At 32.0% G+C, this 12005-nt stretch carries 10 protein-coding genes; 6 read left to right on the top strand and 4 right to left on the bottom strand.

Annotated elements, in window-relative coordinates; all coding sequences use genetic code 11:
• Positions 1-319 precede the first annotated feature (319 nt).
• Genes PR833_RS17470 through PR833_RS17460 form a run of 3 tightly spaced genes read left to right on the top strand, consistent with a single transcriptional unit; the run spans position 320 to position 3989 of the window.
• The gene (locus PR833_RS17470; protein WP_272526383.1) at positions 320-1516 is read left to right on the top strand and encodes an ABC-three component system protein; all 1197 of its coding nucleotides are present in this window, start codon (positions 320-322) and stop codon (positions 1514-1516) included.
• A gap of 2 nt (positions 1517-1518) precedes the next feature.
• The gene (locus PR833_RS17465) at positions 1519-2001 is read left to right on the top strand and encodes a three component ABC system middle component (RefSeq protein WP_004921577.1); all 483 of its coding nucleotides are present in this window, start codon (positions 1519-1521) and stop codon (positions 1999-2001) included.
• 2 nt (positions 2002-2003) lie between these two features.
• The gene (locus tag PR833_RS17460; protein WP_272526382.1) at positions 2004-3989 is read left to right on the top strand and encodes a DUF3732 domain-containing protein; all 1986 of its coding nucleotides are present in this window, start codon (positions 2004-2006) and stop codon (positions 3987-3989) included.
• Between the two features lie 80 nt (positions 3990-4069).
• Here the strand turns inward: PR833_RS17460 and PR833_RS17455 are convergent, their stop codons facing one another.
• The gene (locus tag PR833_RS17455; RefSeq protein WP_004921583.1) at positions 4070-4435 is read right to left on the bottom strand and encodes a hypothetical protein; all 366 of its coding nucleotides are present in this window, start codon (positions 4433-4435) and stop codon (positions 4070-4072) included.
• A gap of 1688 nt (positions 4436-6123) precedes the next feature.
• Here PR833_RS17455 and PR833_RS17450 point away from each other — a divergent pair.
• Positions 6124-6753 (top strand): LysE family translocator, encoded by a 630-nt coding sequence (locus PR833_RS17450; protein ID WP_004921590.1) that lies wholly within the window; start codon positions 6124-6126, stop codon positions 6751-6753.
• 342 nt (positions 6754-7095) lie between these two features.
• On the opposite strand, the gene PR833_RS17445 is transcribed toward PR833_RS17450, so the two are convergent.
• Entirely contained in the window at positions 7096-7368 is a 273-nt protein-coding gene (locus tag PR833_RS17445; RefSeq protein WP_272526381.1) for a hypothetical protein, read from the bottom strand.
• Positions 7369-7796: 428 nt separating this feature from the next.
• Between PR833_RS17445 and PR833_RS17440 the strand changes: the two genes are divergently transcribed.
• On the top strand, positions 7797-8273 hold the full coding sequence (locus tag PR833_RS17440; protein WP_004921602.1) for a GNAT family N-acetyltransferase: 477 nt from the start codon (positions 7797-7799) through the stop codon (positions 8271-8273).
• Positions 8274-8416: 143 nt separating this feature from the next.
• On the opposite strand, the gene PR833_RS17435 is transcribed toward PR833_RS17440, so the two are convergent.
• The gene (locus tag PR833_RS17435) at positions 8417-9310 is read right to left on the bottom strand and encodes a hypothetical protein (RefSeq protein ID WP_272526380.1); all 894 of its coding nucleotides are present in this window, start codon (positions 9308-9310) and stop codon (positions 8417-8419) included.
• 409 nt (positions 9311-9719) lie between these two features.
• Here PR833_RS17435 and PR833_RS17430 point away from each other — a divergent pair, with 409 nt between their 5' ends.
• A complete protein-coding gene (locus PR833_RS17430) occupies positions 9720-10661 on the top strand; it encodes an ATP-grasp fold amidoligase family protein (protein ID WP_014656368.1) in 942 nt (313 codons plus the stop codon).
• A 67-nt stretch (positions 10662-10728) separates the two neighbouring features.
• Here the strand turns inward: PR833_RS17430 and PR833_RS17425 are convergent, their stop codons facing one another.
• A complete protein-coding gene (locus PR833_RS17425) occupies positions 10729-11871 on the bottom strand; it encodes an MFS transporter (protein WP_004921609.1) in 1143 nt (380 codons plus the stop codon).
• Positions 11872-12005 lie beyond the last annotated feature (134 nt).

The following is a 12005-nucleotide window of genomic DNA, read 5'->3' as shown; positions in this document are numbered from 1 at the left end:
CATACCCCAAAATATTAGATCCTAATATATCTAGCCTTGACCTCTAGCTCTTATAGGAATAAAAATAACTTAATGTAACCACATGATATTACGTCAGAAAAAATAGCAATCACATCAGATGATGACTCTCTTAAACCGAGAAAAATATAATACACCTACTATCTATTAAATAACTAGTTGTAACATTTATCACCTACTAAATATGTGATTGCATAAAGATTAAAATTACGCTTAAATGTAAAGAACATACTAAAAATTGAGATGTTAATTTATTTAAATAAATTTAACCACGTGATTTTATACAGGTAATAATCAAAGGATGATAACTCAAGAAGCAAGTTCTAAATTTTTAGGTTTTCTTTATCAGATAGAACGAGTTCTCTATCGAATATTTTCAAGCGAACATAGTTCAGCCGTATTTAGCGTTGAAACTGCTGATGATGTTGTAGAAGAGATCACATATAGCAATGGTGAACTGCATGTCATTTTTGAGCAAGATAAACACTCAATCGCTTTAAATAGTCAACCCTATCAAGATAGCAATAAAAATTTTTGGCACACTCTACATATATGGCTATCGACAATAAATGATTATAAAAATAAGTATGAAAAAATAACTTATTGTTTGGTCACAAATAAATCTGTCGAAAAAAAAACACTAGCCAAAAAAATTTCAATTGCTGAAAATGATGAAGATATAATTAAAGCAATTAAAGAATTAAAAAATCAAGCAGAGACGATTTCAGGAAAAACAAAAGAAATCGCAGAAAAAGTAATTAATTATCCTGAAGATGATTTAAAATATCTAATTAAATGCATTGTCCTACTTGATAATGATGGAACTACATCAGGCGAATCACTAAAACAAGCAACAATTAATTTATTTCATTTAACATCAGAATGTAATGAACATGCTAACTATCTCTATCAAACCCTGATCGGTTTTATCGTAGATAAATGCCAAACATCTTGGAGAAAAAAAGAGCCAGTTCTACTAACAAAAGATCCTATTTTTAAATTATTAGAGAATGAAATATATAAAATAAAAAGGAGAAAATTTACTGAGCAACCATTCTTTAAAACTTCATTTCAAGAATATTTAAACAATGATAACAATTCAAAAAATCATATCTTTATAGAACAATTACAAAGTATTGGCCATAATACTGATGCATGCAATTTAGCGTTAAAATACTACTGGGCCTTTTATTCGGAAAAGATAAGATTACAAGAAGCAGGTGAAACACCTATTTCAGCATGGGAAGATCGTGATGACCAGCTATATAATCGATGGATTAATATAAATTTAAACACAATAGTTAATAGTAATGGAAAAGATTTACCTCACTATCAAAATATATATTCTAAAACAGTAAACCCTGATTATAACGCTCCCATAAATGGGCATGAAACAACTAATTCTTATTTTACGATTGGAAATTATCATGCGTTAGCAAATGATTATGAAAGTAATTATTTTATCTATTGGCATGATAATTATAAGAAGGATAAGTAGCTATGTTTTATACAGATAAAAATATAATTAACAATAGTTCTTTTGCTTGTTTTCTATTTGTGCTATTTACTGAGGAATATGAAAAAATATCCATTGCTAATCGCCGACCTGATTTAATGCAATGTTTACTTATTCTTCCATTTATTTGGCACAAACTTAGTTGTGATACCATAAAATCAAAAAAAAGAACAACTCCCTTAAATACTGTAATTCAAGACAATCCTCTTATTAAATTCAATTTTAAAAATCGCGTAAATAACTACTCAGGAATAACACTTCAAGGATTAAATTTAGCCGTTTCATCTGGATTACTAATACGAGAAAGTAACAATAACAAAATATTGTTTCAACGAAGCAAGAAAAAATGGCCTGCTAATATAAAGACACAATTACCTTCAGATATGATTCGTGCGATCACGCGATTAGCTTACTGGTTTTATCATATGGATACACCAACAGTTTATAATTTAATTTTAGAGAAATAACTATGAAATTCATGATAGACTCACTTATTCTTTGGCCATCTGACTCTGAGAATAACATTCAAGAAATTTTCTTTGAAAAGAATAAAGTAAATATCATACATGGAATTAGCGGAACTGGAAAATCATCTATTATATCAATAATTGATTATTGTTTAGGTTCAAGTAAATGTGCAATACCTGTTGGTATAATCAGAGAGTCAGTAGCATGGTTTGGTATAAAAGTTAATATAAAAGGGCATGAACGACTTATAGCACGTAGAACTCCTGACAATAAGTCAGTTAGTAAAGAGTTTTATCTTTCAACATATTCTGATGAAATACCATCAGAATTAACTGCTACTGATAATTTGGTTACATTCAAAAAAAAATTTAATCAACTAGTTCAATTAAGCGATTTACATCAATCTGATGATGATAAAAATCCCGGTTTTGATTCCCGAGCCTCTTACAGAGATATGGCTGCATTTAATTTTTTGCCGCAACATATCGTAGCTAATCCTTATACTTTGTTCTTTAAAGCTGATTCTTACCAAAATAAAGAAAAATTACAGAGAGTGATGCCCTTTGCATTAGGTATTATAGACCGTGAGTACATGGTAAAAGAAAAGGAACGCAGTGACCTAGAAAAGAGACTAAATATACTGAATAAGCAGTTAGAAATTCATAGAAATGCTCTATCTAATTGGGAATTAGAAATTGAAATATTATGGCAAGAATGCATTGAATTAGGCTTAATTTCAAATTTAGAAAATATAGATACGCAAGAAAAAATCAACAATTTAAAATTCATAAATAAAAAATACTTAGACGGAAAAATTCTAGATGTATTAAAAAAAACAAATTATGAGCATCATAACAGCTTAATAAATGACTTGATCCTCCAAGGAGAAGAGAAAAAAAGAAGTATTGATGACTTAAAAACGCAAATAATAAATTATGAACAATTATTATCTAAAGGAAAAGAGTTTACTAATGCTATTAAGAGAGAACAAAAACGCACCGTTGGTTTTGAGTGGCTTAAAGAAACATTAGCTCCAAATCATGAATGTATTGCATGTGGTTCAAAAACTGAATCATTGCATGTAGTAATTGATAATTTGGAGAAAAAAGTTAATTCAATCAACTCATTATCAGATGCTTTATTTGATAACCCGATTGAAGACAGAGAGTTAAACAATTTTAAAATACAATTAAGAAATTTACAAAGTGATTTACATTCAATAAGAATAAAAAAAATATCTTTGGAAAATATGGATAAAGAAAATACGGACTCACTAAATAATATTTATATTGTTATTGGGAAAATACAAGAGAAACTACTATCTATTGAAAAAATAAGTAATAACAACCATATAAGCGAGCAAATGAAAAAAATAAACAAAGAATTGACGCCCCTAAAAAAATATTTTGAAAATAAAAATTTTGATAATGATGAATATACTACCTATTTAACAATCAATAATTTGATAGAGAAATATGCAGATAAATTTAACCTTAAACGTAGTGGGGAAATTAAGTTTGATAAAAAAGAATTAACACTGAGTTTCTTCCACCCTACTTTAAAAAAATATGAATATCTCTGGGAAATAGGTAGTGGCGCTAATTGGATGGGGTATCATATATCTACATTTTTAGCATTCCATGAATATTTTTCTAAAGAAGAAAATCAAAAATTGCCACCATTCAGTTTTTTAGTCATAGATCAACCTAGTCAAGTATATTTTCCAAGTGCTGAATCTGGAGACAATATTCTAGATGATGCTAATAAAATGAAAATCATACAGAATACTAGAGAAAATGATATTAGTGCTACAAAAAAAATATTTGAAGTACTAGCTCATGCTATTCAGGAAAATAACTATAATTTTCAAATTATCGTTCTGGAGCATGCTGATCGAACCATATGGGGAGACGTGAAAAACATTCATGAATCAGCGCGTTGGAAATATGAGAATGATGGATTAATTCCATTAGAATGGATTAAATAAAGAAATCAAACCTCATAGTTAAATTATATGTGGGGTTTGATTTTACTTTTCCCTAGATAATGACTCGATTATTCTATTTTCTATTTTTTGTTTTTGGTTTGAAGATAAAGAGTTCTTTTTTCTTGAAAAAAAACCATAGAATTATTAATTTTATCTTGGATATAATTAGGTAGTTCCTGATCTTTTACTGAGAGCGCACCAGAACTATTATTAATTCTAGCACTTTTCCATCCTCTATTAGAATTTATTTTAACAGGGCATAAATGTAGAAATCTAAGATATTTAATATAAATAAATAACTCACTACCCACTTTAACAAAGTCAAACTCAATAGCCTTATTTAAATATATATTTAAGTCATCATTATCATCAGTCTTATCTAAAAGAATCAATAACTGTCGCTGTTCCTTAGGATGAGGATTATAACCTAATAAATAACCTCTCAAATTTTTAATGGCTTTAATTATTTCTTTACTTTCCTCATAAGAAAAATAATTTAAATTAACTTCATATACATATGATAAAACTCTAAAGCTAACTGATGCTAAATATTTATTTAACCTATAATCATATTCAAACTCTTTTTTCTCATTATATTCTAAAGGATAAAAGATTTATTTAGAAAAATAACTCTCCCAGCTACTAAAAATAGATTCACATTTCTTACAAAGAAAATAAACTTTCTTTCCATCTTGAGATATCTTATTTGGATTTTCAGTTTTTCTAAGATGCCCTGTTAGTGCTGATAACTTTGCATATTTAAATATAAACCTAGGGAGTATGTGGCTTAACTCTAATTGATCACTATCCCTACATATACTCATATTCCACGCCATTTGATCTATAACCTATTCCTGAATTAAAAACATCCAAAAGCGTATTGAGCTTAGTTTATCAGGTTAACTACCATTAATAGACTATCATATTCCGTCAACTCTCTGATAGCAACTAACTTGATAATTATCTAATATCTAGAAAACCAAGCAAAAAGCATTTATTGACGTACATAAAATTAATTATTAAGTGTCATGTATTATAATATAAAGAAATAAATTAATACAGAATGAATATAATTTTCATTTAGTATAAATAAATTCGTATTAACGAATTTATGATTATAACAGCAAGACTAATAACGCTATTGTGTGCTACTAGCCAAAGGGATACAATATACAAATATCAACTTTAAGCAATAAGCAACCTAAAAATCAATCAAAATATTTTTAGGCACTTTTGAAAAGTTGAATTGAACATTAGCACTATAAAATCATTTAGTTACGCGACGAATTCAGACTCCGCCAGCAATAATAACTTAAAAAAAACAGTAAGTTAGAGAAGCTGAGCAAACAGTAATATTACCTAGAATGCATACTAAATACACATGCACTATAAGAAACAAGCCACTAATAACTTATAGTGGCTAATAGGACATGATGATTACCGTTTACTACGGAAAGACTCTAGCTTCCATATCATTTTTAAATAGCATAACAAAATAATGACTGAATAACCAAACATCACCCAATTAACAATCGTCTCTTCACTCTGTTTTGTTGTTAGATAAATACCATATGCGCCAACAATATAACAATAAACGATTAAAAATCGTCGTACATATATTAACGTGCTAGTTGGTCTAAACTTTGAGGAATACTGATTTCTAATCTTAAAATAAAAAACAATTCCCAATATGGTTAAGATAAAATAAATCGTATATGGAATCACTGAATAGGCTCTCCACTTGTACTGTACTTTTGTTCATTACTTTTGTTCATTACCTTTATCATCCGTACATTTATATTATACTGAATTTTCATTGTCATCTGTAACAACAATATAAAGCTCACAGTCTTCAACAATATCTTTAATGTTAGATATTTTTTCTGATTCAGTAACAACCATAATGACATCATTTGACTTTTTATCTAGAAAAAATGCTTTATCGATATCATCTTTTATGATTAAAGTTAATAAAAATCCGACTTAAGGCTCTTATATGAACGTGAAGTGTTGTGTGTCATTCTGGGTCGACAGATACAAAAAAGCCGCACTGGGCGACTTTCAAGATGATTGTTATTCTGCTTATATGTATGATTGGTTTGCAAACATACATTAAAAACACTATTGGACAGATATGGAACTTTCAACTTTACTTCTTTTTATTCCTGCTTGTTTTGCTTTGAACCTAGCACCTGGGCCTAATAACCTGCTTTCTGTTAACAATGCAGTATACTATGGCTTTGCATACTCCTGCGCGGGGGGAATTGGTAGGTTATTTGCATTTGTGATTATGCTTATTTTAGCTTCATTTGGTTTAGCTGTTGTCTTGCAGACATCAGAAGTCATTTTCAGCATAATCAAATTTGCTGGCGTTGCTTATCTTCTATGGCTTGCATACCAATTATGGAACTCTCCAACTGATGAGTTCAAATTTGAAGAAACCAAGAAAAATAGTTCGATAATAAAATTAGCAAGGCAAGAATTTTTGGTCGCAGCGGGAAATCCAAAGGCGATACTCATATTCACAGCCTTTCTTCCTCAATTCGTTAATCCACAACTACCAACTGAATCCCAATTTCTAGCACTTGGCTCTTTATTTTTGTTACTTGAATTCATTGCAATCATGCTCTATGCCTGGTTAGGTTTACATATGAAGAAGTTACTAAGAAAACCAAATGCTAAAAAGGTTTTTAATCGCACCTGTTCTGGTCTATTAGCTAGTGCAGGCGTTGGGCTTCTAATTTCTCAAAAAGTGGCTAAATAATACAACATTTAAAAATTCATTAAATAAAAAGTCATCAATTAATTAAAGATGACTTTTTATCTTAATACCATTCAAACAACAAGTTACTGCATCGGATTATTTTCAGAAATTAACCTTCAGCAGATAGTTTTAAAAATAACGTTTATCAGACCGCATTATAATTTTAATTAATACCCAGAACCTTAATTCATAATCAAGTCACAATATTTATCTACTGTATAGTAAAATTATCAGGTTTGTATTGATATTCCAAATATTTTCCAGAATATGTTATCCCTCTCAGGCTTAAGACTACGAAAAATGTAATGTATGCTAAAGCCTTTTCCTCATTAAAAAACATCATTACTTGGTCAAATACATCCAAAAGTCAGCGAAATTTTTACATTCTGTAGACATTGTTCCCGTTTCTTCCTCTTTTTCACACCGTGAGAGTATGTCACCATTCATAAGCACATTTTGTAAAAGAATATTGACCTCATCTTCACAATTTGCTGGCTCAGGATGTTTTTTACAAATACTATTTATTCTAGATAAATAATCATCATATCTATCTGTAGCGCCTAATACAGTACTACTCAATAATAATAGCATTGATATCACTAACCATCTTTTCATATCCATCCCCTTTGGTTTAATTCAAACTCTAATTCAATAATAACTATAAGGCAATAAAAACCTATTTAAAAGAAATTATTATAACTCACATATAACAAATAGACCTTCAACAACTTCACTGATTATTCTTATCTTCGAAACGTGTTTGTAGACTCACTTTAAAAATAATGAATATTCATTTTCAATAGGCTATGATGAGAAAAAGTAATAATTATTTTTTAGCTATATATCCATACAAATATTAAAATTAATTTCATATAACGACTCGAATACACCCCCATTCTACCATTATTACTAACATAGCCAGATCTATTAATCAGTATAAAATACACCATTCTTATTATCACTCACAGAGCATTTAAAACGTATTAATAGTGCGACTCTGTTGATAAACTATTACAATAAAAAATAATACGGTGATGATATACATGCTACCTCCTGCTAATTTTATTACTTTAACCAGCGAAATGGTTGAAGAGTGCGCAAAACTTTACTGTGAAACCTACAGCTCTGCTCCTTGGTTTGAACAATGGCCATCACATCACCCCATAATTGAGTTTATTACCCATCATTTAGGTAATAATTATTTTATGGGTTATGTTATACAGGTAGAAAAGCGCATTGTTGGTGCTTGCCTTGGTTTTAAAAAACCATGGAATCAAGGGGTTGAATACTATATTGATGAGCTATTTATTCATCCTGATTTTCAGGGTAAAGGGCTAGGCAGTGCATTTATGCAATATATCGAACAGCAATGCGTTACATGCAACCTTAACGCTATTATTCTAAATACTGAGAAAGGTTTTCCATCGGAAAGTTATTATCGCCGTAATGGTTTTACAGTGCATGAAGGCTTAATTATTCTATCCAAATGGGTGACGACTGATAACCATAAAACAAAATAGTCGCTCGACAGGCCTTATCTCTCTTTCCGCCCACCATTAAATAAACTTGATTGTGAATAATGGTGGACAAGAGGATCAGTCAATATAGAAATACTTTAATTTATTTTTATATACCATATAAAAACGCATAAAAGTGGTCATACCTAACCCGAATACTGTGCTATACCTGTATAACCTTTACCTTGATGTAGTTTATCGACTTTGCCAGTTGCTAAAGTGACCTGATAAACCCCGCCAAGTAAATCGGCAATATACATCAATTGAGCACTTTTATCGTACGTTAAGCCGATAGTTTCGTTAAAACCTCGGCAAATCACTCGATAATTAGCCAATCCATGCTCTGTCATTTCCGCACAATTTAGGCTATTACCATTTGGCTCCCCGCCCCTATCTGTCCAATACAGAATTTGCTTTTCTTCATCAATTAATAGGTCAATAGGCTCGGGAAGCTTGTCGAGTAATAATTCAATATCTTTCCTATCGGATGGATGATAATTGGCTTTTGGCTGTAATGGCACTCGAAATAAACGACCTAGCCCACCTTTTGCAGTACCTTTTTGTGTCCAATAGAGCCAATTATTTGCAACATCGAGGGCAATTCCCACACATTGGTCTAATATATCGACTTTACCTTGATTATTGCGTGGTCGTTCAACGTGAGTTTGTAAATCGGATCCATCGGTTTTGCATGAACTAATTTTCCCTCCTTTTCGGTCGCACCAATATAATCGTTGTGATTGTTGCTCAAGTTGAAGCTGTTTTGGCGTTCTGATTTGACCATTGCCTATCAGCATCTTTCTGGCTGTTCCATCAAAATTCATCACATTGATAGAGCCGTCATCAGCATCAAAGTCATCTCCCATATTACTCCAGTAAATCAAACGTCTTACAGGATCAACATCTATACCATCAGGCGTACCACCCAACCCTTCAACGAGGTTGTGAGTCTCCCTCGTTGTTTTATTAAACTGTGTTATTGCAGGGTTGATTATATCGAGTAGCAATAAATAAGGCTGAGAAAATTCGTTAGTTTTCATCACTGTTACCTCATCATACATTTGATTAATTTTACGTTTTAAATATAGATGGTTAATCATTGATTAGCTAACTAATAGTTTCGAATTAAATTATTTCTTAAGGTTTAGCGGGGTTACGGGTGATACGATAACTTATCTCTAGGCTCAACTTATTGAGTATAAAAATAAAACGATGAATTTTGATATAAAAAAGGATAAATCTTAGGTGTAATACCTTAGACGAGTTAAGGTTATTGGGTTTTTGTTTATATTAAAAGCAACCTTAAGAAAAAATTAATTATAAAAGCAGATTTATTAACAATAGCCCTCATATTTAATATCTATTTATGTTTAAAGAAATATAATCTTCAAACAATTTCAAATTGTAAAAAAATATTAAAAATAACATAAAGAATGGTTGGCGACTCATATGAAAAAAGTCGAATATTTACTCAAAAAACTACGTTCGGTAGTTATCAGCGATAAGCTCTATCTCACTAATAAGTTTAGAAAAAAAATCGGTTATACCCCTAATTTTGATACTCCCAAAAGCTTTAATGAGAAAGTCAATTATCGGATGATATATGACCGAAATCCGTTATATACACAATTAGCCGATAAACTGGCAGTCAGGGAATATGTTTCTCGAAAAATTGGGGACCAATATTTAGTACCAATTTTAGCCACCTATAATGACGTTAATGAAATCAATATTGATAAATTACCAGAACGTTTCGTATTGAAATGTAATCATGATAGTGGTAGTAGTGTTATTTGTGTCAATAAAGCACAATTTAATCTACAAAAAGCGAAAGACAAGCTTTCATTTCATTTAATGAAAAATTTGTATTACATCACGCGTGAACGGCATTATAAAAATATTAAAGCCAAAATAATTTGTGAATCATATATTGATCTGTTTGCAAACAAAAATAGAAAGCTCATTCCCGAGACCTGTCGTATCCACTGTTTTGCAGGTAAACCAATGTACGCAGAGATCGACTATAGCGATGAGTTGGGTAATGAGTTTATTAATATCTATGATACGCAATGGCAGCTGCAACCTGTGACATTTGGCTATCCGAATATGTTAGAGCCCGTTGCAGAGCCTCCGTTATTCCAAGAGATGCTAAGGTTGGCTCAGCGGCTTGTCAGCCCTTTTGACTATTGCCGTGCTGATTTTTTGATGTCAGAAGACACATTATATTTTAGCGAATTGACATTTGCACCAAATGCGGGCCGCACAGTCATTCAACCTTTATCATGGGATTTTCGACTAGGGGAAATGTGGCAACAACGCATTGTTGGGGCGACAGGTAATATTGAGGTTGGTGAAACATTAGCGGCTATCTCTTTTAATAAAAAGAAATAGCCCTATTTAATCGATAAAAGCCGTGTTAACTCAATGAACAACACGGCTTTTGGCTTAAACATTATAGTTAATTTGCCAATACACCCGCTTTGCGACGCACACTGGCAATAAGCATATAAATAGTTGTAACCGTTAATACAATAAAGAAGAAGTTAACCAAACCATTATGTTGCTCTAAGAAGGTTCCAGCGACTAATGGACCCACAGCAGATCCCACACTATAGCTAAACAACATAACTTGAGTTGCCGCAACAATATAAGAAGAATCTAAATTGTCACAGGCCAACGTAATCGCAATTGGGTATAGTGCAAACGAAGACATCCCCAGCAGCGCCAATGCGACTATCATCACAAGGTAATCGTTAGAGATATAAATAATCCCCATTGCAAATACCCCCAGTAACGACACCATCGCTAACAGCAACGTTTTACTCATCATAATTGATAGTTTACTGACGACTGGCTGGATCAGCATACCGCCTAGAATAATTGATGCCATCAACACACCCACTTGTTGAGTGTTAAATGGGCCATTTTTTAATGATAAAGGCATTAACCCATAAATTGTTCCCATCAAAATTCCGGATGTCATACAACCAATCATTGCAGGCTTACTGAGACGAGCAATTTTTTTCAATGATAGTTTTTGATGCGAATCACATGCTGGTTGCCCCTGACGAAATAACAGTGGTGGTAAAACGGCAAGCAGTAATAGCCCAAGCACAACCATAAATGGATAAGCGCCTTGAGTGCCAATAACACCAATAGCCAACTGCCCTAATGTGGTTCCACCATAAAGAGATGTCATATAAAAACTGAGGCGTTTCGCTCGCTCTTTAGGGCTGTCACCAATCAGGAGCCACGATTCAACAACCACGAAAATCCCAGCGACGGCAATCCCCGCAATCAAACGGTTTGGTAACCAAGCAGAAATGTTCGGTGTCCACGGCAAAATAACCACGGTTGCCGCCAACATTAATAAAAAAGCAATAAATGAGAGACGATGACCTATTTTAGCAATAATAGGTTCGATCATCATTGACCCAATTAATAAACCAATATAGTAGGCACTAGCTAACCAGCCCGCATAACTTGTATCGATATTAAAGCCACCCATTGATAATGGGATAAGGCTCATTAGATACCCCGAAGCAATTGCAAAAATGGTCAAGCCCGCGACAGGTACAAATGTACTGTCTTGTTTGCGCATTAATGTAGAGGCCTGTTTCACGACCTACTCTCCCACTGACAAAATAAATAATGACTCGCCATCATTCAAATAACAGCATTGTTGACTGGGTTTATTCGCACTAGTCACATTGTTACTTAATGCACTTAACCATT

Origin of the sequence: Providencia sp. PROV189 (assembly GCF_028480065.1) — a bacterium.
Taxonomy (GTDB): domain Bacteria; phylum Pseudomonadota; class Gammaproteobacteria; order Enterobacterales; family Enterobacteriaceae; genus Providencia; species Providencia stuartii.
This window is presented reverse-complemented; position numbering and strand designations above follow the sequence as displayed.